Below are 26530 nucleotides of genomic sequence, written 5' to 3'. Positions count from 1 at the left end.
AGAGTGCTCACCTGCCAGCGGCTACCGTCCGAGTCTCCTGCAGCAACGTCAAGAAGCAATGCCGCCGGGTTCCCGGTAAGGCCCATTAGGGTCCAACGCGCGTAGTCCGATCTCGTTGAACAGGTGGATCACATCGCGGACGGTGTCCTCGTGCGCGGCGACCAACCGAGCGATCGACGCGACAGGCGTCCCGGACGCCGACGCCATGACGATCAACGCCCGTCGAACCCGGACCGAGTCGTGCTTGCCGCGTCGCACCAACTGTTGCAGCCTGCGGCCCTCATCTTGCGTTAACCGCCGGGCCCGTACCGGCTCGGCCAATCCACCCACCTCACTCTCAACGGCCTACATCACCGCCGTCGAGAGTGAGCCCTCACCACCTCATCCGGACCCACGCCGCCCGGCGTGTCACCAACCCGGCAAACGTTCATGGACAACGCACTAGACGGCGGGATAGCGGAGAGCTACCGGCGCCGCGCCGAGCCGTCGACGAGTAGGACCTCGTTGCGGTGGCCGCCGAGGAGAACCGTCCGTCGTTCGGAATCTCGCCTCGAGCAGTGGCTTTCTCATCGGGCAGTGTCGGCCGCGGCCGGGGCTGACAGGATTCCGCCGGCAGCCCAGCACCGGCGCGTACTTTTCGCAGGACGGTCTCTCGGCGTTCGACGCCTCGGCGACGGCTGCCCTCGGGCGAGGGGTCAGGCCGGCGGCTGGGTTCGAACGCAGCCCGGGCTCGCCGCACCGAGCGTCAATGCGCGTTTGGCCCCGTATCTCCCCGGCCCCCGACCCGCGAGCGTCTCAACCCTTGCGCAGGTCGGGGGCGGGCGAGCCCAGCAGCAGAGTGCGGGCCCGATCCCAGGCGGCGTGCATCGCAGCTTGAACGTCTCTGGAGGTGTGGCCGAGAATGCGCACCGCCGCACCACGGCCGCCGGGAAGCTGCGTCACGCCCGAAAGAACCTCCGGTACGCCGGCAAGCGCCTCCCGAAGCACCGTGACCAGCTCGCCCGGGGGCATCCCGGAGCAGATCACGTACAGGCTGGCGAGGATGTCGTAGCCGCCGAGCACACCCGGTGATCGCGGGTCGTCGACCTCGCCGGGCCGCAGCCTCAGCGTGTCGGTGAAGAGCAGAGCGCCGTCGGGATCCCGGACTTCGGTCTCGGCCCAGAACAGGTCGTAGACGTGTGCCTCGTCGCGCGCCATCCGGCCCGGCAGGAGGATTTCCCCGAGGATCACCATGGCGTCCTCGGCCACCGTGACGCTGGTCCGCTGGTACAGCCGCGACCCGCGGAACGGTATGACGGGATCGGGGAGGTACTCGAGGATCGCACCGCGACCGGCGCGCAGGTTGACCAGCTGCGTGGCGAAATCGTCCCGGGCCTTGAACACCTTGGTGGCGGCCTGAGTCGTGAGGTGGACGGCGGACTCGGGTGCACAGTCGACGTCCACCCGATAGCGGTCGCCCTGGACGAACCCGTCACCCTGCTGCTGCAGAAACACGAAGGCCATGTCCGGTCGCCCGGGGTCCAGATAGATCGGGCGGTAGACGTACAGCGGAGATTTCTGGTACTGCCGGATGACCCTGGTGCTTCCCGCACGCGGGGCCAGCGCCAGGTCGAGCACGCCCAGCTTCCCCGCGGCGCCGACGCCCAGCGCGTCCCTGACCTCCGACCCGAAGGCGAGCACCTCCCGGGGCAGGGCGGTCGGTGTGCACCAGGCCCGGTCGTCCCGTCCGGTCATGCCGAGCCGACGGCCGCGCCGGACCGGGCGATCACCTCATCGATCCGGCCCACAACCTCGGTGAGCCCATCGCCGGTGAAGCAGTTGGTGAAGACGAACGGACGGCCGTCGCGCACGGCGCGTGCATCCCGGTCCATCACCGACAGGTCGGACCGAACCAGGTCGGCCAGGTCCACCTTGTTGATGACGAGCAGGTCCGAGTGCGTCACGCCGGGGCCACGCTTACGCGGGATCTTGTCGCCCTGCGCGACGTCGATCACGAAAACGAAGTAGTCGGCGAGTGCGGTGCTGAACGTCAGCGTCAGGTTGTCGCCACCGGACTCGACGAGCACGACATCGGCATCGGGGAAACGGTCCGTCAGCTCGGTGACCGCGTCGAGGTTCATGCTCGGGTCGTCCCGCACAGCGGTGTGCGGGCACGAGCCCGTCTCGACACCCACCACCCGTTCCGGCGCGAGCACGCCGGCCAGGGTACGCCGTACGTGCAGCGCGTCCTCGCTGGTGAAGATGTCGTTGGTGACGACCAGCGGGCGATGACCCGCCGCGATGAGCATCGGAACAAGTGCCTCGATCAACGCTGTCTTGCCGGAGCCGACCGGGCCGCCGATGCCGATGCGGGGAATCCCCGGCGCCCGGACCTCGGCGAACCGTGAAGCCGGCCCGTGATCGTGATCATGCCTATGCGGATGCGTATGGGTCTGCATTGAGCTATCTCTCCTCTCAGCTGGCGAACAGCCGAAGTTCGGTTTCCTCGTGCTGCATCGTCATGATGTCCAGCAGCGGTGTGCAGCTGGTGATGTCGGCGACGTCCCCGTCGACGGCTTGCCGTGCCGCGGCGTCCAGGTCGGAGCGCACGTCGTGCAGCACACCCTGGGCGGTGCGGTGATCGGTCACGGCGAGCCGGACGGCGGCGGCGACCCAACTCGCCGCGAACGCGAACAACTCGCCGGCCACCGACTTCAGGCGCGATACGCCGAGACACGCGCTCAGGACGCCGAGGACCACCGCGTGGTTGCCTGGTGTCCGTTTGTTGGCGACCTCTCGCGCATACTGCGAGAGGGCCCCGGGATCGAACGCGGCCGTCGCCACACGCAGCAGCGCTCGCCCCGTACGGGTCGAAGTCTCCCGGGCCTCCCGCGACAGCTTCACCGCGGTCAACCGCTCGTCGGCGCGGATGACCAGGTCCAGGTCCACCGAATCCGGGCCGGTCGTCGCGCGATGCGCACAGGCCAACCCGACGCCTTCCGACGGTCCGACCGCGAGCCGCAGGTAATCCCGCAACAGCGCGGCCAGCACCGCCGGATCACTCGGCATTGCGAGCCGGCCCGACTGCGCCAGCGTCTCCAGTCCGTAGGAGAGCGTGTAGCGGCCACTCGGGAACGCTGAATCGCTCAACTGCAGCACGGACAGGAAGCCGGCCAGGTCGTCGGGCATCAGACGATGTAGTAGAGCTGGGACATCGAGACCTCGCTGGAAGCGGGCACGACGGCCGGTCGGCCGTCGACGGTCACCTGGTAGGTCTCGCTGTCCACCACGATGTCCGGAGTCAGGTCGTTCCGGACCATCTGCGCCTTGCCCACTGTCCGGCAGCCACGAACCGCCTCGGTCCTGCGGTCGACCCCGAGCCGCTCCATGACCTGCGCGTCCGCGGCCGCCTGGGAGACGAACGTCACCGACGTACGTCCTGCGGCCTTCCCCATCCCGCCGAACATCGGTTGCAGCAGCACCGGTTCTGGCGTCGGGATGGACGCGTTCGCATCGCCCATCACCGACCAGGCCACCATGCCGCCCTTGATCACGTACTTCGGTTTGACACCGAACGTGTTCGTCGGCCACAGCACGATGTCGGCGAGCTTGCCCGGCTCCAGCGATCCGACCACATGCCCGATGCCATGGGTGAGCGCCGGATTTATGGTCAGCTTCGCCAGGTATCGAAGGATCCGCTGGTTGTCGTCGCCGGCCGTCTCGCCGGGCAGACTGCCGGTCACCCTCTTCATCTTGTCCGCGGTACGCCAGCACGTCGCCACCGTGTCCCCGACCCGCCCCATCGCCTGCGAGTCCGACGAGTACATGCTGAGCACGCCCATGTCGTGCAGTACGTCCTCGGCCGCCTCCGTCTCGGCGCGGATCCGGGACTGGGCGAACGCCACGTCCTCGGGGTTGTCCGGGTTCAGGTGGTGCGTCACGATCGTCATGTAGAACAGGTTGTCGGTCGTGTCGGTGGTGTACGGACGGGTCGGGTTGGTCGACGACGGCAACACGTTCGGCAGCGAGGCGATGGCCATCATGTCCGGTGCGTGCCCCCCGCCCGCGCCTTCGGTGTGATAGCTGTGGATCGTCCGGCCGTCGATCGCGTCGAGCGTGTCACTCAGATATCCGCCCTCGTTGAGCGTATCGGCGTGCAGGGCGACCTGAACGTCGTACTCGTCGGCAACGGTCAGCGCACAGTCCAGGGCGGCCGGCGTGGCCCCCCAGTCCTCGTGCACCTTGAGCCCGAACGCACCGGCCTCCACCTGCTCTCGCAGGCTCTCCGGTCGGCTGCTGTTGCCCTTGCCCATGAAGCCGACGTTGACCGGCAGGGTCGCGGTCGCCTCGAGCATCCTGGCCATGTTCCACGGGCCCGGTGTGCAGGTCGTCCCCTTCGACCCGTCGGCGGGGCCGGTGCCACCGCCCAGCAGGGTGGTCGTTCCGCTGGACATCGCGTGCGGGATCTGCGCCGGCGTCAGGAAGTGCACGTGCGTGTCAATGGCGCCTGCCGTCGCGACCAGGCCTTCGCCGGAGATCACCTCGGTGCCGGGACCGATGAGCAGGTCGGCGGAGACGCCGTCCTGCACGAACGGGTTGCCGGCCTGACCCACTCCGACGATCCGCCCGTCCTTGACGCCGATGTCGGCCTTCACGATCCCGATCACCGCATCCATCACGATGACCGAGGTGATCACGAGGTCCAGCGCCCCGTCCGCGTTACGCAGGCCCGGGATCTGAGCCATGCCGTCGCGGATCGACTTCCCGCCGCCGTAGATCGCCTCCTCGCCGGGGAGGATCAGACTGCGCTCGACACGGGCGAACAGTTCGGTGTCGGCCAACCGGAACCGGTCGCCCGTGGTCGGGCCGTACAGAGACGCGTACTGCCTTCGCGAAACCGTCGTCATGACTGTTCCCCCGCTCCGGAGAACCGGCGTTCGAGGGCCCGCCCCATTGCCCGGGCCCTCGAACGCTGGTTGGACGCGGCTCCGTCGAGTAGCCCACTGAACCCGACCACCCGGGCCGATCCGCCGAACTCGACCAGGTCGACGTCACGTTCGTCGCCCGGCTCGAAGCGGATCGACTGGCCCGACGGCACGTCGAGGCGCATTCCCAGCGCCGCCGCACGGCTGAAGTCCAGTGCCCGGTTGACTTCGAAGAAATGGAAGTGCGAGCCAACCTGGATCGGCCGGTCACCGGTGTTACGCACCGGAAGGCGCACGGTACGCCGGCCGCTGTTGATCTCGATCGGCTCGTCGGACAGCAGCCACTCGCCTGGAATCATCTCGTCCTTCTACGGGATCGGGTTGGCGACGGATACCAGCTGGGTACCCGTCCGGAATGTCGCCTCGACCTGGACCACGTTGACCATCTCGGGCACCCCCGGCATCACGTCGTCGCGGGAGAGCACCTGCTTGCCCAACTCCGTCACCTCAGCGACCGACTTCCCGTCCCGGGCCGCTTCCAGCAACGCCTCGGTGATCAGCGCGATCGACTCGGGGAAGTTCAGCTTGAGGCCGCGGTCCCTGCGCCTGCGGGCCAGCTCGGCGATCTGATAGATCACCAGCTTTTCGATCTCCCGGGGGCTCAGCATCAACGACGATAACCACGTCTCGACGCGCGGCTGCCCGGGGCCGTTCTCGGTCATCTCGTCAGAACCCGGCGAGGCCCTGCGGGCTGTTGTACGGGATCTCCGCGCTGGTGACCTCGCTCAGCGAACCGTCCGCCTGGACGGAGTAGCCGATCAGCTTCGACGCGTTGGCGTAGATCTGGTACAGGAAGCCGCCGTCCGGGGTGAGCCAGTTGTCGCTCGGGCCGCTGCTGACCGTTCCGTTGAGCGCCCGGAAGGTCCCGTCTCCCGGCACCTTGGGAGACGCGGAGCTGTGGACCAGCGAGATGACGTCGCCGTCGATCCGGAAGCTGCTGATGTTGCTGTATCCGAAGTTCGTCGCGAAGACCCACTGGTCGTCGGGCGACACCGCCAGCCAGCAGAGCTCCGACGGCAGGCCGGCGCTGGTGTCGATCTTCACGACCGGCCCGGTGGCGATCTTGCCGTCCTCGGCGAGGGTGGCAAGCGCGACGCCGTCGGCCACGGCGTAGCCGATGACGAAGTGCTGGGGCCGGTGGTGCAGGAAAGCGGGGTAGAAGGGCGAGCCGCCGCCACCGTCCTGGAACAGCCCCTCGCCGAGCGAGCCGTCCTGCCGCACTGGGAAGACTACGATGCCGTCCGGGTCGGGCGCGTTGGACGCGACTGACTTCTTCGAGCCGTCGGGCTGGTCCGCCCACAGGATCGGGGAGCCGTCCGGGTTCGCCTTTGCCGGCTGGTCGAAGGTGGTGCCGACGACGATGAACTTCTCGTCCGGCGACAGCACGATCATGGTGGACACCCGGAGCGACTTGTCCGGGGTGTTGATCGTGTATCCCTCGGGGCGGGCCTTGAGCTTGCCGTCGGCATCGACCGACATCAGCCGGACGTGGTCGGGACCGAACGAGTGCAGCACGTACAGCGTGCCGCTGGCCGGCACGTACGCCAGGGACTTCGCCGTGCCGCTGCGACCGGCCACGACGTTGCCGGTCCGTTTGACGTCGATCAGCGTCAGCTTGCCGTCCTCGCCCACGCCGAAGCTCGAGACCGAGTTGTCACCGCCGTTGGTCGCGAACAGGAAACGCTTGTCAGCCGTCACGATCACGCTGCCCGCGGCCTCGAAGGCGTTCGGGGCGCTCTCCTGGCCGCTGATCGGCTTGTACACGCCGGACCCCGCGCCGCCCGTGGCGATCCGCTCCACCTCGTGGATCGTCCCGTCCGCGTTACGGGCGTAATGGATGACGACGTTCTTGACCTCATTGGTCTGGATGTACAGGTGGCCCGCGGCCCGCATGCCTTGCTCCATTACTGCTTCTCCATTTCGTTGGATGGTCAGAGCTTGGCCGGAACACCTGGTTGCTCGCGTCAGTAAGTCCCCTGGGCGCGCGCACGGGTCCCGGCCGGGGACACCGGTCCGCTCGCGGCCGCGCCCTGCCCCGCGCGGCATTGCTCCAGTCGGTGTCGCACACCCATGTTCGGCGCCCGCTCTTGCCCACCTCGCCCGCGTAGTCGCGGGACACCTGGTCGATGACAAGCAGGCTGGTCGGCAGGTGGAAGTCGGTCATGCCTTGGGCGTTCAAAAAGGGCGTGCGGGAGGCGATGTCGCCGGCGCCTGATCGCCGTGATTGGCCGATGTCTCGTCAGCAGTGATGAGATATCCCTATCGCGCGGTGTGTCCGTTATGGCGGGCGCGGCAGTGTTGGTCTGCGGATCGTCGCCGAGGGGTTTGGCCACCGCGCCTGATCCTCGACCGTGTCCCCGGCTAGTGTTCATGATGATGTTTCCCCAACATGCTCAGAATTCGGTCACAACCAGGCGAAAACGGTCCAACGAAGTGCTGTTGGGTAGGCAAGCCGAACGTGCGGCGCTCGACCGGCTCCTCGCTGGTGCGCGTACCGGCGTCAGTGGGGCGCTGGTGCTGCGCGGCGAGGCGGGAATCGGCAAGACCGCGCTGCTGGACTACGCGCTGGCGCAGGCCGGGGACTGCCAAACCGTCCGGGCCGCGGGGGTGGAAGCCGAGCGGGAGCTCGCGTTCGCCGGACTGCACCAGGTCTGCGCGCCCGCACTGGATGGCCTCGCGAGGCTGCCGGCTCAGCAGGGCCTTGCGCTGAGCACTGCGTTCGGTCTGCGCACCGGCACGACACCGGACCTCTTCATGGTCGGTCTGGGTGTTCTTGGTCTGCTTGCCGACTTCGCTGGCGAACGGCCACTGGTCTGCGTCATCGACGATGCCCAGTGGCTGGATCAGGCATCGGCCAAGATCCTCGGCTTCGTGGCCAGGCGGCTGAGAACCGAGTCACTCATGATGGTCTTCGCGGTACGCGGCGACCTCGACAGTCAGGACGTGCCCGAGCTGAGCGGCTTGCCGGGAATGACCGTCACCGGTCTCTCCGACGACCATGCGCGCGAGTTACTCGCTTCGACGCTTCTCGGACGGGTCGACGAGAGAGTGCTCGCCCGCATCGTCGCCGAATGCCACGGCAATCCCTTGGCGCTCACCGAACTGCCTCGCGGCTTCACTCCCGCTGAACTGGCCGGCGGCTTCGGCTTTCTCAGCCCCGGCGCCCTGCCTCGCCGTATCGAGGAGAGCTTCCGACGGCAGATTGCCGCGCTTCCTCCGGTCGCCCGGAAGATGCTCTTGGTCGCTGCGGCCGAACCCCTCGGAGACCCCGTCCTGGTATGGAGTGCCTTGAACCAGATGGGCGTACCGGGCGACAGTCATCTCGCTGCCGCACAGGCTGCCGCCGATTTCATCGACTTCGGGTTCGGTGTCCGTTTTCGCCACCCCCTGCTGCGCTCGGCGGTCTACCAGGCCGCGAGCGAGGTGGAGAGACGCCAGGCACATGCCGCCCTCGCTGAGGTCACGGTGACCAGCACGGATCCGGACCGGCGAGCCTGGCACCGGGCGCAGGCGGCCACGGGACCCGACGAGGACGTAGCGACCGAGTTGCAGGCATCCGCGGCTCGGGCGCAGGCCCGTGGTGGGTTCGCGGCAGCCGGAGCGTTCCTGGAACGAGCCGCGGAACTGACCCCGGATCCGGCACGGCGCGCATCACGGCTGCTGGCCGCGGCGCAGGCCCGACATGTGGGCGGTGCCCCGGACGCCGCGCTCCGCCTGCTCGCCTTGGCCGAGGCCGATCAGTCGTCCGAGCTCGACCGGGCGCGCGCCGATCTCCTGCGGGCCGACATCGCCTTCATGGTCGACCGAGGCCGCGAAACGGCGGACCTCTTCCTCAAAGCGGCGTCACGGATCGAGCCGCTGAACATCGGTCTCGCCCGCAGCACATATCTCGACGCTTTGCGGGCGGCGTGGTACGCCTCCGACTCCGGTAGCAGTGGGACCATGCGGGATGTGGCTCGAGCGGCCATCGCGGCGCCTGTCGCCCCATCGCCCGCACGGCCGTCCGACCTGCTCCTAGACGGCTTGGCAGTGCGATACACCGCGGGCTTCGCGGCTGGTGTGCCAAAGATGAGACAGGCGCTGAAGGCGTTCCAGGAACCGCAGCTGGCGAACCAGGAAGGCCTTCGCTGGATGTGGTTCGCCTGCTCGATCGCCACCGACCTCTGCGATGACGGAGCGGCCGACGCGCTCACCGGTGATTATGTCCGGCTGGCGCGCGAAACCGGAGCACTCGCCGCCTTGCCCCTGGCCCTGACGACACGCATACTCATGCATCTGTTCGCCGGTGACCTGTCCGACGCATCCGTGCTGATCACGGAGCTCGACGATGTCGCGGACGGAACCGGAATCCCGGTGCCCGGTTACATGGCTCTGCTGCTCGCGGCGTGGCAGGGTGACGAACACCGGACCATCGAGCTGGCCGCCGTCAACACCGCTGATGCCCGACGGCGCGGCGAAGGGCTTGCACCGGCTATCGCAGGCTGGGCCAAAGCACTGCTCTACAACGGCTTGGGCCGGTTCGACGAGGCGCTGAAGGCGGCTCAGCAGACGATCCAGTCGAGCCTGGAGCCCGGGGTGCTGACCGGGGCGCCGCTGGTCGAACTGATCATCGCGGCCGCGCGCAGCGGACAGCCCGAGATTGGGGCCGACGCGTTGAAGCGGCTGTCGACATCGACGCAGGCGTGCGGCACCGACTGGGCGCTCGGTATGGAGGCCTGCTGCCGGGCCGTCCTCACCGACGGTGCGACGGCGGAGGAATCGTACGTCGAGGCGATCGAGCGTCTCGGCCGTACCAAGATCCGGCCGCTGTCAGCACGTGCTCACCTCTACTACGGCGAATGGTTGTGGCAGTCCGGCCGGCGCGACGATGCTCGCGACCAAGTCCGAACAGCATTCGAGATGTTCGGCGCCATGGGCATGGACGCCTTTGCCGCCTTGGCCGCCCATCGGCTCGGAATGAACGTCCGCCAACGGCACGGCGACGACACCGGCCCGCTGACAGCACAGGAGACCTACATAGTCAAGCTCGCTCGTGAAGGGCTCTCCAACGCGGAGATCGCCACCCGTCTGTTCATCAGCCCACGCACAGTCGAATGGCACCTGAGCAAGGTCTTCGCCAAACTCGGCATCTCGTCCCGTCGTCAACTGCGTCGCCCCGTCCGATGAACCTTCGCGTGCGATCGGCACCATCTGAGCTTCTTCGGCCGACCGTGCCGCACAATCGGAATCTCCAGCTACCGATCAGGAGCCGCACATCCGATCGGGCAACATTGGATTGAGGTGAGTCGGCCAAATGCCTGAGCGTCGTTTCGTCGCGACCAACGGCATCGATCTGATGATCACGGAGGAGGGGGAAGGGCCTCTCGTTCTGTTGCTTCACGGATTTCCGGAGGCGGCCCACTCGTGGCGGCATCAGTTTCGCCCGTTGGTCGAAGCCGGTTACCGGGTGGTCGCTCCCGAGCAACGTGGCTACGGCAGAAGCTCGCATCCGACTGCGGTCAGCGCCTATTCGATGATGCATCTGGTCGCCGACATCACCGGACTCATTCGAGAGCTGGAAGCCGACGATGCGGTGGTGATCGGCCACGACTGGGGTGCGTTTGTCGCATGGAACCTCGCCCTCATGCGCCCCGACCTTGTCCGCGGAGTGGTGGGGCTGAGCGTTCCTCCCTATCCGCGAGGGAAGGCCGGACCGTTGACCACTATGCGCGCGGTACACGATGGACAGTTCTATATCAACTACATCGAACAACCCGGCGTCGCCGACGAAGAGTACGGCCGTGACCCGATGACGAGCCTGCGCCGTACCTTCTACGGCGTGAGCGGCGACAACCCAGCGAACCGGGCGCCTCGCGACATGCTGGTCCCGCGCAACGGCGGGCTGCTGGAGGCGGTCGATCCGGAGCGCAGCACGGCGACGCCGGAATGGCTGACCGAACAGGACCTGGAGATTTTCACCGCCCAGTTCGCGGACGGTTTCACCGGGGCATTCAACTGGTATCGCAACCTCGACCGCAACTGGGAACTCACCGCCGCCTTCGACGGGGTGCGTTTGCCGATGCCCGCGAAGTTCATCACCGGCGACCTGGATCCGGTATTGGCGTTCCACGGACTCCGTGATCACGTGAAGGCCCTTCCCCGCCAGCACGATCAGTTCGCCGAGCCCATCTTCCTACCGGGGTGCGGTCACTGGATTCAGCAGGAGCGCCCGCAAGAGGTCAACCGGCTGCTGCTTCAGTTCCTCGCGTCTCTCACATAGGGCATAGCGAAAGCCAGGACGTCGGTCGTGGGCTCGTTCAGCCGATGGGTGTCGTCTGTGGCGATGCAGACCGGCTGTGACTCGACGATGCCATCGAGCAGCTCGCGGACGGCGGAGCCCACCACCGCCGCTTCGGGCCTGGACTCGCCGGCCCGGCCGGAGGTAGCGCTGAGGGACAACCGGTGATGTGGGTGAGCGCCAGCTCTGCCGTTGGGCATGTTGGCGCAGAGCAGGTGCAGCCCCGCGTGGAGGACCTCCTGTTCCGCAGCCACTGCCCACGCCCGCAGCACGCGGAATGCGCGGCCTGCTCGATCGCGTGGTCGAGAACCCAGGACTTGCGGTTCAGCACGAGACGTAGTCCCGCGAACGGCACATGCCGACGGCCACGGTCGCGGTGCACGATGGCGGACATGATCCACGCCGTGTCCGCGTCGAGGCGGCGGGCCGGTTTCCGCGCCGACCCGTGCGCCTTCGACCAGCCCAACCTCGGCAACACCACAGGCTGACGGTCTGGCTCAACCCGGACCACGCCGGCGGTGCACCGGACGCCGGGGCCTCCGCCGAACCGATGCCTACGCCGACTATCTGGACAGAACCCGGTCTCGGCTCGCCCTCCCCGGGGGAGCTCGCCTGGGACCCGGGGGTGCAACCGGGCGGATCTCGGAGGCGATCAGGCCGGTTCGGCGGCGAGGGTCTTCTCGAGCCGGGTGATCCTGCAACCAGCCAGGGCGCACCGGCGTACCTTAGGGAGGAAGCCTGTGATGACCGAAGCTTTCCGGGGGCGCAAGCTCATCGTTGTCGGAGGCAGTAGCGGAATGGGCCGGCAGACCGCCGCTGACGTCGTGGCGGCTGGAGGCAGCGCCGTCATCATCGGCCGTAAACATGACAAGGTCGATGCAACAGTGATGGCGTTGGGCGCCCAGGGCAAGGCGTGGGGGATCACGGCGGATCTCACCGACCGTCAGCAGGTCCGCCGGGTGCAGGACCAGCTTGCGTCCGAGCACGCCGACGCGACCCTGCTCGTCAACGCGGCCGGTGTGTTCCTCCCGCAGCCGTTCCTCGACCACGACGGCGCCGCCTACGACTCGTACCACGAACTCAACCGGGCGATCTTCTTCCTGACCCAGACCGTCGCGCGTGGCATGGTCGATGGCGGTCGTGGCGGGGCGATCGTCACCATCGGCAGCATGTGGGCGCATCAGGCCGTCAGCGCGACGCCCTCCAGCGCCTACTCGATGGCCAAAGCCGGGTTGCACGCTCTGACCCACAACCTGGCCATCGAGCTCGCAGGCCACCAGATCCGCGTCAATGCGGTCGCCCCGGCCGTCGTGGCGACGCCGATCTACGAGGCGTTCATTCCGCCCGAGAAGGTCGCGGAGACACTAGAGGGCTTCAAGGGCGTCCACCCGCTGGGCCGGGTCGGGACGCCGAAGGACATCTCCGCGGCGATTACCTACCTGCTGTCCGACGACGCGTCCTGGGTCACCGGAACGATCCTCGACGTCGACGGCGGAGTCATGGCGGGACGCAACTAGCAGACCGGAGGACACGATGGCACGTTCGCCCGAGTGGGACAGGGTCGACCGCAACCATGTCGAGAAGGCCGTGGCGGAGTACGACCGACTCGGGCCAGCCAAGTTCTTCGCCCAGCACGGCTTCGCGCCGACCACAACCTACGAAATGCTCCTGGCTGATCGCAGCTATCCGCCAAAAGCCGTTCTCGGAGTCGCCTACGAGTTCGCGACGGGCGATCGCCTGGCCTCCGGCGACTTCGAAGGTGGTCGGTCGGGCGCGGTCCGGGTGCTCACGGCGCTCGGCTTCACGATTCGACAGATCGATCGACCGGGCAAGTGACGGCGGGCTGCTCCGGCAGAACGTGACCGGGCACGACCGAGATCTCCCGACGGCGTGCCCGGTACCCGGTGCGGGCGCGGTTCGACGACAGGCCGCTGGACCGAGAGGCCGAGCGAATGGGCCCCGACCGTCTCTGGCCGATGTCCGGGAGGGCGAGAGCCGGTACTGATCCTGTTCGGCGGCCGGCGCGCCCGGGCTCAGTTCGAACATGACTGGCTGCCGGCACAGGGCCACGGGTCGTGCCCGTGCCTTCCGCTCATCAGCCGGTTCCACCTCGCGGAGAACCATGCTTGAGGCTGGCTGACCTACGACGCGCCGGAGCCCGGACAGGTGCCCACGGCCCGACCCCGGTCATTCCGGCTGTTGGCGGCGGGGTGTTCCCGCCGCTCGGGGCAGGAGGCGAACGCGACTGCACGGCCCCGAGCGCTGCAGCCCGATTCGCCTGGTGAAGAGGCCCGTCGTGCAGGAGGAGCTATGGCAACGCTTCGTGCGTTCGAGTGCCTGGTGGCAGCCGGCGAGTCCGGGTCGGTGACGCAGGCCGCGGCTAGCCTGCACATGTCGCAACCGGCCCTGTCTCATCAGATCTCCGCGCTGGAACGCGAGATCGGCGCTGCATTGTTCGAGCGTCGTGCTCGCGGGGTTCGACTCACACCGGCCGGGCGAGCGGTAGCACAGGAGGCTCGCAGTGCCCTGTACCATGCGGCGCTGGCCATCTCCACCGGCCGCCGGGTCGGGCGCGGTGAGGCTGGCCGACTGCGTATCGCCTCCGCGGAGACCATGACCAACTGGCTGCTGACCTCGGCGATGCGGGAGTGGCGGCTGCAGTACCCCGAGGTTGATTTCGAGCTGAGTGAATTCAGCAGCGCCGACCGCATGGACCGATTTCTAAGTGATGGCCATGCTGACCTGATCGTCGGGCCCCGGCCCACCACGACCAACCACCATGTCGAGTTGCTGGGGCGCGAGGAGATGGTCGTGGTGGCCGGGGGCAGCCACCTCTTCGCCGACGAGACGTCGATCGGCGTGGCCGCCCTGACCACGGAAGCATTCATTCACTACGTTCCCGAGAACGGCCTGTCGGTCTGGGTCGACGAACTCGCAGCCCTGCACGGCGCCACCCTCGATCCGGTCCTGCGTACGCGCAGTCCGCGCACGGCCGCCGGCCTGGCAGCGGCAGGGATCGGCGTCACCGTGGTGCCGGTTTCCGCCCTTGTCGGCCGGAGCGAGGGTACGGTGCGCCCGCTACGCCCGCGGGTTCTGCGCGACATCATCGTCACGGTGGCCACGCCGACGGATGAGCTGAGCCGGCGGTTCGTGGCCGATCTTCGTGTACGTGGCCTGCCCGACGGCGGCCGTGCCGTCTACGCCTAACGCAATTCATCGCGTTTGTTGAATGTCGAAGGAATGTTGAGGAATCGATAGCGCATTCCGCCGGAAAGTTGTCTTGGACGCCATTCGAGGCCAGGTCCGATCGCCTGTGTGAGTCGAACCACGGCCCGGCCGTCCGAGCCGCCGACCTGGAGCTATTCGTTTTTTCTATCACCCCCCGTCGATAATCGCATGGGTGCAGAGACCCAGTGTCCCGGACGCTCGATCTAAGCTCGGATTCTTCTTGGGCGTGACAATGGCCGGCACCCTTCCCGGGCCTTTGCTGCACAAGTCGTAAGGATGGATTGGTTTCCTGTTAGATGTTGCTGGACCGCAATGTTGAACGCGCCGCACTGGACCAGCTGCTCGCCGCAGTCCGCACCGGCGAAAGCGGTGCGCTTGTGCTCCGCGGTGAGGCCGGCATAGGTAAAACGGCGCTCCTCGATTACGTCGCCGCGCGGGCCTCCGGGTGCCGGATCGTACGGGTGATCGCGGTCGAGGCCGAGCAGGAGTTGGCGTTCGCGGCTCTGCACCAGATCTGCGCGCCGATGCTCGACCGGCTCGACCGGTTGCCTGACCCGCAGCGCCGGGCCCTGAGCATCGCGTTCGGACTCAGTGCTGGCAGCCCACCGGACCGGTTCGTGGTCGGGCTCGCGGTTCTCGGCCTGCTCTCCGATCTAGCCCGCGATCAGCCGGTGGTCTGCCTGGTCGACGATGCACAGTGGCTGGACGTCGCCTCCGCGCAGGTTCTCGGGTTCGCCGCCCGCCGTGTCCGGGCCGAGTCAGTGGTGATGATCCTCGCGGCGCGCGGCGGCCCCGAGGACAGCGATCTTCCGGAGCTCGTCGGCCTGCCCTCCCTGGCGGTCGCCGGGCTCTCCGACGACCAGGCCCGCAAACTTCTGACGACCTCGGCGGCCATCGGCCGGATCGACGACCGCGTGCTCGATCGGCTTATCGCCGAGAGCCACGGCAATCCCCTCGCGCTGCTCGAGCTGCCGCGCGGATTCACCCCGGCGGAGCTGGCGGGAGGGTTCGGACTGCTCAGCGCGGCGACGCTACCCCGCCGCATCGAGGAGAGCTATCGACGTCAGATGGCCGCCCTCTCTCCTTCGGCACGGCAGGTCCTGTTGGTCGCCGCGGCCGAACCGACCGGAGATCCGGTGCTCGTCTGGCGGGCGGTCGACCGGCTCGGCATCGAGGCCGACAACAGCGTGTCGGCAGCACTGACCGAAGCCGGCTTTGTCGAGTTCGACGGCACGGTTTGCTTCCGGCACCCGCTGCTGCGCTCGGCGGTGTACCAGTCCGCCACTACCGCCCAACGACAGCGGGTACACGCGGCACTGGCGGAGGTCACCGACCACGTCACCGATGCCGACCGGAGGGTTTGGCAGCGAGCGCTGGCGGCCGGCGGCGTCGCCGAGGAGGTCGCCGCCGAACTGGAGAAGCGCGCTGGGCACGCCCAGGCACGCGGTGGTCCGGCAGCAGCCGCCGCGTTCCTCGAGCGCGCTGCCGAGCTGACTCCCGACCCGGTCCACCGTGGTCAGAGGTTCCTGGCCGCGGCCCGGGCCAAGCACGAGGCCGGGATGCCCCATGCCGGGCTGCGACTGGTGGCGATGGCCGACGCCGGCCCCTTGGACGAGCTGTCCCACGCGCAAGCCGACCTCCTGCGGGCACACATCGCCTTTGCCATCAACCGCGGCCGCGACATACCGGCCTTGCTACTCAAAGCGGCTCAACGCCTGCAGCCGCTGGACGCCGTGCTGGCTCGGACGACGTACCTCGAAGCGATGCGCGCGGCCTGGTACGCCGCCGACTTGGCCAGCTGCGCAACGCTGCGCGACATCGCGCATGCCGCGGCCGCCGTGCCGGCCGCCACGCCACCGCTCAGTCCTGCCGGCCTGCTGTTGCAGGGACTGTCGGTGCGTCACACCGAGGGCTTCGCCGCCGGGGTGCCGATGCTGAGACCGGCCCTGTCCGCGTTCCTCGACCCGGAGTTGCCCCTCGACGAGGCGCTGCAGTGGTCCTGGTTCGCCTGCTTGACCGCGCTTGATCACTGCGACGACGACGCCGCCGAGGTGCTGACGGACAATTTCCTGCGGCTGGCCCGGGAGGCGGGCGCCGTAGCGACGCTGCCGCTGGCCATGACCGAGCGGATCATCGTCCTGATCCTCACCGGGGACCTCGCCGAGGCGGGCGCGCTGGTGGAGGAACTCGACAACGTTTCCCAGGGGACCGGCATCCGCTGGCCGGCATACACTACACAGCTGCTCAGCGCGTGGGCCGGACAGGAGGGCCGCACCGCTGAGCTGGTCGCAGCCAGTCTCGCAGATGCCGATCGCCGCGGTGAGGGCCTCGGAGCGATCACCTCCGGCTGGGCCTGGGCGGTGCTCTGCAACGGCCTTGGTCGTTTCGAGGACGCGCTGGACGCCGCGCGAAAGGCGTCCGCGTCATCCCAGGAGATGGGCATCCTGACCTGGGCGCCGTTGGTCGAGCTGGTGGTGGCGGCGTCTCGCGTCGGACGGACCGAGGAGGCAGCGGCCGCGCTGAGGCGCCTGAGCGTGATGACCCAGGCGTGCGGGACCGAATGGGCACTGGGCGTGGAGGCCTTGTGCCGCGCTCTGCTGAGCGACGACGAGACCGAGGAGGACACCTATCGTGAGGCAATCGAGCGGCTGACCCGCACCCGGGTGCGCAGCCATCTCGCCCGCGCCCACCTCTACTTCGGCGAATGGCTCTGGCAGGGCGGGCATCACGACGAAGCACGGAAGCATCTGCGCACCGCGTACGACATGTTCGTCGAAATGGGCATGGACGCCTTCGCCACGCTCGCAGCCGGCAACCTCGGATTCACCGGCCGCAAGCGTTCAGACGAATCGTCGGGGCAGCTCACAATGCAGGAGACACAGATCGTCCGGCTGGCCCGCGACGGTCTGTCGAACGTGGAGATCGCCGCGCGGCTGTTCATCAGTCCGCGCACGGTCGAATGGCACCTGAGCAAGATTTTCCACAAGCTGGGCATCACCTCGCGCCGTCAGCTGCGTCGATCGAACACCTCGGCCACCGCGGCCTCGACCTCGACGAGTTGAGAAGAGCGGTCCCATGAGAAGGAGTCAGATGGTGGAGAGCGACCTGAAAGACCGCACAGTGCTGGTGATCGGCCGAGGCAGCGGCATCGCCCAGACTGTGTGACGGCCGTGCAGGAGACGGGCGCCACCGTCGTCGCCGCATCACGCAACCGCGAGGCCTTGGCCGTCGTCTAGGGCCAGGACATGACCACCGAGAGCGTTGACGTCACCGACGAGGCGAGCGTCGCCGCGCTCGCCGAGAGGCTGGGCCGGGTTGTTCACGTCGTGTCGACTGCGTCGGCTCGGGCGCGTGGACGTCTAGCCGACCTGCAGCCGGCTGCGGTACTCCGATCGTTGTCGACCAAAGTGCTCCGCCCGATTCTGCTGGCAAAGCACTTTGCACCAAGGATGCCCCCGGCCGGCAGCTTCGTTTTTTCTCCGGCGCCACGGCGGGCAAGCCGGCAGCGGGCATGCTTGCGGTCTCGGCCACCAACGGCGCTGTCGATGCCGTCACCCGGGCCCTGGCAGTGGAACTCGCCCCGCTGCGGGTGAACGCGATCTCGCCGGGCACGATCGACAGCGGGGCCTACGACGCGCTCGGCGAGCGGCAGAAGGCAGACCTGTTCGCCACCCGCGCGGCTCGCAACCCGGCCGGCCGGGTGGGTACCCCGGACGATGCCGCCCGCGCCGTCCTGTATGCCCTGACCAGTACGTTCACGACTGGCACGACGCTGGCCGTGGACGCTGGGGAGCCGTTGGTCTGATGATGGACTTCCGTCTTGAGGTCGTCGTCGTCCCGGTCAGCGATGTCGACCGCTCCCTCGTGTTCTTCCGTGACTTCGCCGTCGAATCGGTCTGTCACAAGAGAGCCGCCGACTGGCAGGGGACTTCGCTCCCGGGTTGGACCCTGACCGCTGTGACTATGCCAGCTTCGCCGATCTCCAGAATCCGGACGGCAATCGCTGGACTCTCCAGGAGCCCGGCTTCGCCGGCCGCTGATGCTGCGGGGCGGGCGTGATCAGCCATGTCCGGAGCTGATCACGTCGACGAGCGTCGTGATGGCGCCGGCAGGCCGCGCCGGCACGATGAGTACCGTCGAGACGTTCCGGCGGGTTCGCCGACTGCCGATCACCAACCACGTCCACGAACACATGCTGGATCGAGCGGGCTGACGACGGTAATCCTGTATTGCTCGGCAGGGGGTCGGTCTCCTCAGTCCACGCACCCGGACCTCTGCCCGCCACGCCGGCCGGACCTGGAATCCGAGGTCCGGCCAAAGCTGAAGCCGATCACGAAGCAGATGCTCCCGCGGCTGAAGACCTTGAAGTACACGAGATACTGCCGCCCGGGAGGCTGAGCCGCTGACAGAAGCGCCGGACGCGGCCGTACCGACGGCGGCTGCCTACGTGTGACGGAGTGATCACTGGGACCCGTGCCGCCGGCCCGCCCGGGGTTCACGGGTCAGGCCCAGAGTGAATACGGACTCGCCGCCCGGCGACCGATCGCGAGACTCATCGGAACTGATGACAGAACGTGTCGGGAGAGGGCTGAAGCAATGAAGAGAGCGTTGGATCGGAGGCGTCCGCCAACGCCACGTATGACGTGATCGTGAGCGGGCGGCCTCTCCGTCGCCGTGGTGGCGAAGGACCTCGTCGGCGAATACCCCTACTGGCCCGCGTCCCGAGATGGTCGGACCTCGACACCGTCCGGACCGCGGCGTCCGCGTCGGGCACCGACCTCAGGGGAGACCCGGCGATCATCGCCTACCGCTCCGACGGGGTACCGCTCGAGGCGCGGCACAGCGGTCCGGCCCGGCCGCTGATTCCACAACTCTACTTCCCCAAGAGCGCCAAATGGATCCGCGGCATCGAACTTCGTGACGACGACGCACCCGAAGTCTGGGAGCGACACGGCCACCACAACTACGGAGACCCTATGGCAAGAGCAGCGTTACTCGGGCGACTAAACTGGCTGACCGGCAGGGTCGTCAACCTAGTGATGGAGACACCCCGAACCCTAACCATCGGGTTGGACGTTCCCGGCTGGCCCGGTCACCGAGCCGGTCAGCACGTCGACATCAGATTGACTGCCGAGGACGGATATCAGGCGGAGCGAAGCTACTCCATCGCGTCCGCCCCCTCCGACACCTACCTCGAGCTGACGGTCGAACAGCTGCCCGACGGTGAGGTGTCGCCGTATCTCGTCGGAGATCTGCGGGAGGGCGACCGGCTGGAGTTGCGGGGCCCGGTGGGCGGGTACTTCGTGTGGGAAGAGGACCTCGGCGGTCCGCTGCTCCTCATCGCCGGTGGATCCGGCATCGTGCCGCTTCGTTCGATGATGCGCCATCACCGCGCGATCCACAGCGCTGTGCCCGCGCGATTGTTGTATTCCGTCCGAGACACCGGTGGCCTGATCTACGCCAGCGAGATCATGCAGTTCGCGACGTCGGACGAGGTCGACGTCAACCTGACCTACACGCGCGCGGCACCTCCCGGGTGGAACGGATATGACCGCCGCATCGACGCAGAGATGATCGCCGACGTCGCGTGGGGGTCGGCCGACCAGCCGCTCACCTACGTGTGCGGCCCGACCACCTTCGTGGAGACGGCGACGAATCTCCTTGTCGCCGCCGGGCACGTCCCCGAACGGATCCGCGCCGAGCGTTTCGGTGGCACAGGGGGAACGAGATGAATGCAGTGGACGGAATGGGGTTGCGGGCCCTCTGAGCGACATCTTCGAGGCTCAGGCGAAGGCCTTGCGCATCGCCGTACTGGTGCAGGTGGCGATTTGGTCGGCCTCCTCCTCGATCGCGTAGTGGCCGGTGTCGAGCAGGACCACCTCGGCGTTCGGCACGTCGGCCTGGTAGGCGTTGGCCCCGGCGGCGACGAAGAACGGGTCGTTCTTGCCCCAGATGGCCAGCAGTTCGGGCTGGCGTGCGCGCAGCCATGCCTGCCAGTCAGGGTAGCGGGGCGGGTTGTTCTGGTAGTCCCAGAGAAGGGCTTGCATGTAGTCGGCGCGACCGGGTAGGTCGAGCACCATTTGGTCGGCCGTCGCATGTTCGGGGTCGATGTACTCCGGGTCGCGGGCGCCGGCTTGCCATTGCATCCGGGTCCCGGTAAGGGTGACGAACTGATCGATGTTCGCTTGGCCGGCCGCTTTGTCGGCCCACCACTGACTCAGCGGCGTGAGCGCGGGGCCGAAGCCATCGGTGTAGGCGTTACCGTTCTGGGTGATGATCGCTCTGACTCGCTGGTCGTGCTTCAGCGCGATGCGAAATCCGACCGGGGCGCCGAAGTCGAACATGTAGATGGCATAGTCGCCGATGCCGAGAGCGGCGATGGCCTTGCCTGTGACTTCGGCCAGCTTGTCAAAGGTCGGGGAGCCCGGCAGTGGGTCGGAGAGGCCAAAGCCGGGGTAGTCGATGGCCACTGCGTGCCAGTCGTTGGCGAGCCGGTCAATAAGCCGGACATAAGCCCGGCGTGCTGGACGGGTAGCCGGGTAGCAGCACGATGGTGGGCTTGTCTGAATCGCCCGCCTCGCGGATGAAGACGTTGAGCCCCTCGACCGCGATCGTGCGGTGACGTATGGCGGGCACGTGATCTCCTTCGTCACGTAGTGGCGGGCGATGCCGTCCGGGCGGGTCAACGAGCGGTGGCGCAGGATTCGCTCGTTGACGTCCCCCCGGCGTCATGTCAGTCAGCCGCAGGCGGCGTCCGTGCTGGCGAAGGAAGCCGCCGCCTACGCGACTGGGCTGATGTTGCCCGCTCTGGCACGCCAGCGAGTAAACCTCCGATTACGGTGCTAACCTACACAGGACACCACCGCATGTCCTGCTTCTCAGAAAGCCGCCGTTGACTAGCGGCTAGGCATGCCGGCCCGGGAACGCCGCCTGACTGCTAGCCGTACCTACGTCTGCCGCTGCGGACCGGCTGGACGACCTGCATCCCAACCTGCACCTGGGCTCCGTGGGCCGGCACTACTCGGAGGTTGCGGCCAGTTGGTTGTGGGGTGTCGCGCTCGGCGGGCTCGCACTGTGGTGGCGCCGTGACCGGAGCAGCCGGGGCAGGCTCGGCCGGCTGCTGCTGCCGGACCTGGCCGCGCGCAAGGGTGGCCGCCGTACCCGCGGCTGGCATGCCAGCACGGGAGTCTGGCTGGCGGTCGGCCTGCTCTTCCTGTCCGTGACCGGACTGACCTGGTCCCGGCACGGCGGGGCGAACTTCGCCGTCGCCCTGAATGTGCTCGACGCCGTACCCCGGAGCTTGCCACCGCGCTCAACGGTGCGAGCGGGCCGGCGGCCGGCGGCGGTCACCACGGCGGCGCGCTAGCCGCGGCCACGGCGGATCCCACCGCCATCGACCATGTCCTGGACCTCGCCCGCGACCACGGGCTCGCCGGCCCGGTCGGGGCCGCGCCACCCGCGGACGCCGCTTCGGCATGGACTGTCACGCGGGTACTACTGCTTGTGGTGGCAGCGCCGACCGGCCCGCGCCTACCGCCGTGTGCGATCGTCGGCGGCCAGCCCGTACCGCGTGGTGCCTAGTGCGGCGTCCAGAACGTTCACCGGGCCGCGCCGGACCGCCGCCTGGACCTCGCCGCGACACCGCCAACGTTCCTGGACACCGCACTAGCGACTACCCACCTGGGCCATCGTCGTCGGCCTGCCGGCGACCTTCCTGATCGGCTGGACACTTACCCCTACTCGGCATCACGCTGGCCGGCGGCCCAGCCTCTCGGGGGAGCCCGGAGATCGACTGCGGGTAGGGAGCCGCCGCGGGCGGGTGGCATCAATCGCACCCGCCCAGCCGTTCGGAACGTCTACGAACTCCTGTGCGAACTCGCGGTTCACGACACGGTCTCGGCCGGCTCATCAGTGGTGAGCCGGCCGAGACCGCAAGTGTTCGGGCCGTCGTGCCGGTCAGTGGCCTTCTGCCAGGAGCTCGGCCAACTCGGCCGGACGGGAGACGAATGGTGAGTGCGACGACTCGAACTCGACGATCCGCGCGCCGAACCGATCGGGTGCGGCCTTGGACATCCAGTCATGACTTACAGTGCGGTCCTCGGTGCACCAGATGTATCTGGTCGCGACGGAAGGCCGTCCGGTCAGCGGGGTCTTCTCCTGGTAGGCGACGGAGGCGTACTCCGGCCGCAGGTAGCGGACGGCCTCCGCAACGTCGGAGGGCTCGGCGTCGTGGTAGAAGAAGTTGGTGGCCTTCTCGGCGGACCACGACGGGCCGCCGGACGCCGTGCTCATGATCACCTCGGTCTGGGCCGCGGCGAAGTCCGGCTGTAGTGGCTGGTCGGCGAACTGGTCGATCCAGCTGAACCCGGGCCTCGGCATCAGCCCGGCAAGCAGCACGAGTTCGGACACCTGCCGCCGCTCGGCGGCGATCGGCGCCCACAGGCCTGCGGCCGAGTGCCCCACCAGGACCGTGTTCTGGGGGTCATCGATCGCAGATTCGATCGCCGCGACGAAGGACTCGGTGGTCGCCGCCGGATCGTCCCCGGGCAGATCGATCGCCGCTGCCCGATGTCCCCGCTTCTGTAGCTCGGGAATCAGCTTCCACCAGTGCCGGGCTGTGTGCCAGGCGCCGTGGAGCAGGAGGAAATCGGCCACGTTCGGTCCTTTCGTCGCTTCGAGCTCGTCCTGACAGACGAACGATCAAGAGGGTCGCGGTCGGGGCCGGGCGTTCGCATCCGAGACGACCCCGGCCGCACCCCTGGGGTGCGGGGCCGGGGGTCCCGAGTCGTGCCCTATTCGAGGCCGCAGCCCCGCCAGTCCTATTGCCGGTTTCACCAGGCAGTCCGGAAATCTCGCGCCCGAGCTGAACATCACGGCCGCCGGAGCGGATGACCTGCTGAGGGCCCTGATCGCCGGTGATCAAAGACACCATGACGCCCAGCGTCGTGGGCCCTGTCAGGGCCAGGCCCACGACGCACGGCGGTGGACAATCCCCGGGAGTCCGCCGGCTCGGCCCGGGCTTTTGGACCTAGGGCGTGTCTCCCGGATCTTCGCCGGCCTGCGACGGACCCAGGCGACGCCCGGCGGTGTTCAATCTCAGGCTTGCCGCTGACCGTCGCTGGGCGCTGGACCAGATGGCCGCCGCCTCTCACAGCGCAGCGTCGCTGCTGGCCGGACTGGACGTCATCGCCGAGGGTGTGGACCCGGCCGAAGCCTTGACGGATGTGGCGACACGCTCGGCCGCCCTCGGCCGCCTTCAGGATCTTCTCGGTAGCGCTGTCGCGCGCTACCCGCATCTGGAACTCGCTGCCCGCGGCGTCGCCGGCAGGGCCGGCGAGCGGGGCGCCGGCGATGCCGGCCCGGCAGCCAGCATCGCAGCCGCCCGTCGTCTCGGTCGGCGCCCCCGTCGGAGGCGATGTGCGCACCGCCGACGCCACGCAGCAGACGGCAGTCGCACCACGCACAGTCACTAGCACCGCCCGACCGCCGAAGGCGACCGCGGCGCCGACGACCGGCGGCTCCAATTCCAACAACACGCAGAGGTCGGCGTCCGGGGGCGGCAGTTCGGCGGCGTCCATCGTCAGCTACTCGACCGGCCGGTGCATCGACGTGGTGGGCGGCAGCGCCAAGAGCGGGACACCGCTGCAGATTTGGTCCTGCACCGGTGCCGCGTGGCAGAAATGGACGTTCACCGGGGGGACTGTTCGTTCACTCGGACTGTGCCTGACCACGGCGGGCGGCAGCCAGAGCAGCGGTGCCGACCTTCAGGTTGCCACCTGCAACGGCTCGAACGCCCAACAGTGGAATCTCAACAGCGCTCACGACCTGGTCAGCACGGTGACCGGGCGTTGTACCGACATTCGGGACAAGGGCACGGCCAACGGAACCAGGTTGCAGATGTGGACGTGTAAGGGCACCTCGAACCAGAAGTGGCATCTGGGCTGAGCAGCCTCGGCGTTTCCGAGCGCGGGCGCCGTGGCCCAGCCGGCTACGGCTCCCGCGCCGCCGGACTCATTTCATGACGGTGACCGACCAGCCGGTGAAGAGCGGGCCGGCCGGCTGGCGGATGTTCGACGACGGTAGCTGGATCGAGGTGGCCCGCCTCAAGGGCAACCGCGGCAACCAGGTGTACGAACTCCCGGCCTCCGTGGATCCGGCGGACTTCCGGAGCGCCTCGATCGGGTGCAAGCGCTTCAGCGTTTCCTTCGGAGCCGCCGACCTGAGAACCGCCTGATCCGGCCACTCACGCCGGCGATCCGCTCGACGTGGCCGCCCCACCCGGCCTGACCGACGTCGGGACCACTCCGGTCACGGTGTCGACGACCAGCCGCGAAGAAGCCGCGATGGTGATGCGGGTCTTCACGCGAGAGTCAATGGCGGTAATCCGTTCGGCCCAGGATGAGACGGCCGCGAGGTGGTGGGAAGGTCTCGATCGGGCGGTCACTGTCGGCATGCTTCTGTTTGGACTGACGGTTTAGATCGCCACTCGCACCGCGTCCTGAGCCGCCCGGGAACAAGCGGCCGCTTGCCGGTCGCCGTGCAGCATCTGGGCTGCTGATGATGCGCGGCGTCCGGGCTTACTCCGCGGCGATGCCTTCACCGCCGACGCCACCGGGCACGGTGACCGAACCGGCGGCGGTCAGCGAGCCGTCCGCCCGGATGTGGAACCTGTCGACGGTTCCCTGGCCGCCGGTCTGCACATAGAGAACGCGACCGTCGGTGGACGTCGCCGCGTCGATCGGGCCCGGAGCGGTCGCGGTCGTACCGACAGTGGTCAGCGAGCCGTGCCGGCCGGTCTGAACCGCGGTCAGCGTCGCGTTACCCGAGTTGGATACGTAGAACGTTCCATTGGCGCTGACCACCCAGCACGTTCCTGTGCCGCCGGTGGCCTCCGTGTCCAGCTTGGTGGCTTTGCCGCGGCGGTTCAGTGCGTACGTGGTGACGGCGTTGGAACCCGCCTCGGCAACCACGAGGTGGCCGGTCCGGTCGAAGTCGACGGCGAACGGCACCGCGTCGTTCTCGACGTTATGCACGGGCTTGGCCGATGGCGAGCCGTCGTGTCCAATACCGAAGACGTCGATCGAGCTGGTGTTGGCCTTGGTGTTGACGATCAGCTGCCGGCCGTCCGGGGTGAAGGTGACCTGTCCCGGCGAGTGGGTGAACTCGGGGATGGCCCGGGGGTCGAGCCCGAGGCCGCGGTGCCACGACGGGACGCGGACCAGGATCGCACCGAAGCGGCGGAAGCCCTGGATCGAGCCGCCATCGCGGGCGTTGAGGACGTAGACGTGGTCGCCGTGCACCGTTACGCTGACCGGAAACTCACCTCCGCTGCCGATGACCTGCAGGCGGGTCAGCCGGGCGCCACGGACCCGGAACACGGTGACGGTGTTGCTGCCCGCGTTGACCGCGTAGAGCAGGTGACGGGCGCGATCGAGGGTGAGCGACCCCTGCGATCCGAGGTGATCGGCGACCGCACCGCCGAGTACGCCACCCTTGCCGCCGGTGTTGTACGCACCGACCTGGTGCAGGTGGCCGTCGTAGGCGATCACCCGGTTGCCGCCGGGCTCGTCGGTCTGGACGAACACCGCGCCCTGGCCGGTGGTGCCGGCCCACGCGGGGCCGGAGAATCCGGCCACTATCGAACCCGCGCAGACCACCGCACCCAGCATCTTTCGCTTTTTCATACCTACGTTTCTCCACTTCATGCGATGCCAGAATCGAGCCGTCTCCGCCGCTGACCGGCGGCTTCCGCCGACGGCTGGTATCACGACGAACGCAGTGGCACGTTCCCCGGAGTGACACAGACCACGAATCGGCACATCCAGCGTCAGAAGCAGGTCGGCACCTCCCGCCCTCCCTCGCGAACTTGACGTCCCACGAGTCGTGAGAACGAGAGAACATGCCGTGCCGTTGGAAGGCGTCGGCGAAGGCGCCGCTGTGGTTCTGGGCGCCCCTATCCGGGTGGTGGATCATGTGGTCGGGGGGGGGGGGCGGGGGGGGCCGCGGCCGGCCGACCGGCGCGATGGGGATCAGCAGTTGGTATCATGCAGTTCGGGACGCC

The 26530-nt window shown here is 68.2% G+C and carries 21 protein-coding genes and 3 pseudogenes; 12 read left to right on the top strand and 12 right to left on the bottom strand.

Going from position 1 to position 26530, the window contains the following annotated elements; all coding sequences use genetic code 11:
* Positions 1 to 79: 79 nt before the first annotated feature.
* From ABZS42_RS30480 to ABZS42_RS30445, 8 genes and pseudogenes are all read right to left on the bottom strand, one after another.
* Positions 80 to 321 (bottom strand): annotated as a pseudogene (locus tag ABZS42_RS30480) (helix-turn-helix domain-containing protein); the annotation flags it as partial.
* A 474-nt stretch (positions 322 to 795) separates the two neighbouring features.
* On the bottom strand, positions 796 to 1734 hold the full coding sequence (locus ABZS42_RS30475) for an urease accessory protein UreD (protein WP_355151177.1): 939 nt from the start codon (positions 1732 to 1734) through the stop codon (positions 796 to 798).
* Positions 1731 to 2342: an urease accessory protein UreG gene (ureG, locus tag ABZS42_RS30470; protein WP_355151183.1), complete on the bottom strand. Its 612-nt coding sequence runs from the start codon at positions 2340 to 2342 to the stop codon at positions 1731 to 1733. The genes ABZS42_RS30475 and ureG overlap by 4 nt, the downstream gene beginning before the upstream one ends.
* A gap of 112 nt (positions 2343 to 2454) precedes the next feature.
* Positions 2455 to 3168 carry an urease accessory UreF family protein gene (locus tag ABZS42_RS30465; protein WP_355151175.1) on the bottom strand — a complete coding sequence of 238 codons (714 nt, stop codon included), beginning with the start codon at positions 3166 to 3168 and terminating at the stop codon, positions 2455 to 2457.
* Positions 3168 to 4886: an urease subunit alpha gene (gene ureC, locus ABZS42_RS30460; protein ID WP_355151173.1), complete on the bottom strand. Its 1719-nt coding sequence runs from the start codon at positions 4884 to 4886 to the stop codon at positions 3168 to 3170. The genes ABZS42_RS30465 and ureC overlap by 1 nt, the downstream gene beginning before the upstream one ends.
* Positions 4883 to 5263: an urease subunit beta gene (gene ureB, locus ABZS42_RS30455; protein ID WP_355151172.1), complete on the bottom strand. Its 381-nt coding sequence runs from the start codon at positions 5261 to 5263 to the stop codon at positions 4883 to 4885. Before ureB ends, ureC begins: the two co-directional genes overlap by 4 nt.
* A gap of 9 nt (positions 5264 to 5272) precedes the next feature.
* Positions 5273 to 5575 carry an urease subunit gamma gene (locus ABZS42_RS30450; protein WP_355151170.1) on the bottom strand — a complete coding sequence of 101 codons (303 nt, stop codon included), beginning with the start codon at positions 5573 to 5575 and terminating at the stop codon, positions 5273 to 5275.
* A gap of 55 nt (positions 5576 to 5630) precedes the next feature.
* Positions 5631 to 6857 carry a beta-propeller fold lactonase family protein gene (locus tag ABZS42_RS30445; RefSeq protein ID WP_355151168.1) on the bottom strand — a complete coding sequence of 409 codons (1227 nt, stop codon included), beginning with the start codon at positions 6855 to 6857 and terminating at the stop codon, positions 5631 to 5633.
* Positions 6858 to 7334: 477 nt separating this feature from the next.
* Between ABZS42_RS30445 and ABZS42_RS30440 the strand changes: the two genes are divergently transcribed.
* The 9 genes and pseudogenes from ABZS42_RS30440 (at position 7335) to ABZS42_RS30400 (ending at position 20201) form a co-directional block, all read left to right on the top strand.
* Positions 7335 to 10130 (top strand): AAA family ATPase, encoded by a 2796-nt coding sequence (locus ABZS42_RS30440; protein ID WP_355151166.1) that lies wholly within the window; start codon positions 7335 to 7337, stop codon positions 10128 to 10130.
* Positions 10131 to 10257: 127 nt separating this feature from the next.
* A complete protein-coding gene (locus ABZS42_RS30435; protein ID WP_355151164.1) occupies positions 10258 to 11223 on the top strand; it encodes an alpha/beta hydrolase in 966 nt (321 codons plus the stop codon).
* A 761-nt stretch (positions 11224 to 11984) separates the two neighbouring features.
* Positions 11985 to 12758, top strand: a complete 774-nt coding sequence (locus tag ABZS42_RS30430; RefSeq protein WP_355151181.1) for an SDR family oxidoreductase — start codon at positions 11985 to 11987, stop codon at positions 12756 to 12758.
* Between the two features lie 16 nt (positions 12759 to 12774).
* Positions 12775 to 13077, top strand: coding sequence for a hypothetical protein (locus ABZS42_RS30425; RefSeq protein ID WP_355151162.1), 303 nt, complete (start codon positions 12775 to 12777; stop codon positions 13075 to 13077).
* A gap of 474 nt (positions 13078 to 13551) precedes the next feature.
* The gene (locus ABZS42_RS30420) at positions 13552 to 14448 is read left to right on the top strand and encodes a LysR family transcriptional regulator (RefSeq protein ID WP_355151160.1); all 897 of its coding nucleotides are present in this window, start codon (positions 13552 to 13554) and stop codon (positions 14446 to 14448) included.
* 317 nt (positions 14449 to 14765) lie between these two features.
* Positions 14766 to 17531: an AAA family ATPase gene (locus ABZS42_RS30415; protein ID WP_355151158.1), complete on the top strand. Its 2766-nt coding sequence runs from the start codon at positions 14766 to 14768 to the stop codon at positions 17529 to 17531.
* Positions 17532 to 17980: 449 nt separating this feature from the next.
* Entirely contained in the window at positions 17981 to 18274 is a 294-nt protein-coding gene (locus ABZS42_RS30410) for an SDR family oxidoreductase (RefSeq protein ID WP_355151156.1), read from the top strand.
* Between the two features lie 838 nt (positions 18275 to 19112).
* A pseudogene (locus tag ABZS42_RS30405) lies at positions 19113 to 19352 on the top strand (hypothetical protein); the annotation flags it as partial.
* Positions 19353 to 19508: 156 nt separating this feature from the next.
* A complete protein-coding gene (locus ABZS42_RS30400) occupies positions 19509 to 20201 on the top strand; it encodes a ferredoxin reductase (RefSeq protein WP_355151179.1) in 693 nt (230 codons plus the stop codon).
* 51 nt (positions 20202 to 20252) lie between these two features.
* Here the strand turns inward: ABZS42_RS30400 and ABZS42_RS30395 are convergent, their stop codons facing one another.
* Positions 20253 to 20939 carry an alpha/beta fold hydrolase gene (locus ABZS42_RS30395; protein WP_355151154.1) on the bottom strand — a complete coding sequence of 229 codons (687 nt, stop codon included), beginning with the start codon at positions 20937 to 20939 and terminating at the stop codon, positions 20253 to 20255.
* Positions 20940 to 20964: 25 nt separating this feature from the next.
* Positions 20965 to 21105 (bottom strand): hypothetical protein, encoded by a 141-nt coding sequence (locus ABZS42_RS30390; RefSeq protein WP_355151152.1) that lies wholly within the window; start codon positions 21103 to 21105, stop codon positions 20965 to 20967.
* 370 nt (positions 21106 to 21475) lie between these two features.
* On the opposite strand from ABZS42_RS30390, the gene ABZS42_RS30385 reads away from it, so the two are divergent.
* Entirely contained in the window at positions 21476 to 21835 is a 360-nt protein-coding gene (locus ABZS42_RS30385) for a PepSY-associated TM helix domain-containing protein (protein ID WP_355151150.1), read from the top strand.
* A gap of 590 nt (positions 21836 to 22425) precedes the next feature.
* On the opposite strand, the gene ABZS42_RS30380 is transcribed toward ABZS42_RS30385, so the two are convergent.
* Positions 22426 to 23124, bottom strand: coding sequence for an alpha/beta hydrolase (locus tag ABZS42_RS30380; protein ID WP_355151148.1), 699 nt, complete (start codon positions 23122 to 23124; stop codon positions 22426 to 22428).
* 762 nt (positions 23125 to 23886) lie between these two features.
* Between ABZS42_RS30380 and ABZS42_RS30375 the strand changes: the two genes are divergently transcribed.
* A complete protein-coding gene (locus ABZS42_RS30375; protein ID WP_355151146.1) occupies positions 23887 to 24414 on the top strand; it encodes a ricin-type beta-trefoil lectin domain protein in 528 nt (175 codons plus the stop codon).
* Between the two features lie 73 nt (positions 24415 to 24487).
* Positions 24488 to 24703, top strand: a pseudogene (locus ABZS42_RS30370) (DM13 domain-containing protein); the annotation flags it as partial.
* Positions 24704 to 25046: 343 nt separating this feature from the next.
* Here the strand turns inward: ABZS42_RS30370 and ABZS42_RS30365 are convergent.
* A complete protein-coding gene (locus tag ABZS42_RS30365) occupies positions 25047 to 26153 on the bottom strand; it encodes a beta-propeller fold lactonase family protein (RefSeq protein WP_355151144.1) in 1107 nt (368 codons plus the stop codon).
* Positions 26154 to 26530 lie beyond the last annotated feature (377 nt).

The sequence above is a fragment of the Micromonospora sp. NPDC005367 genome, assembly GCF_040606825.1.
GTDB lineage: Bacteria > Actinomycetota > Actinomycetes > Mycobacteriales > Micromonosporaceae > Micromonospora.
Note: the sequence above shows the minus strand (reverse complement) of the source record. Positions and strands in the feature narration are given on the sequence as shown.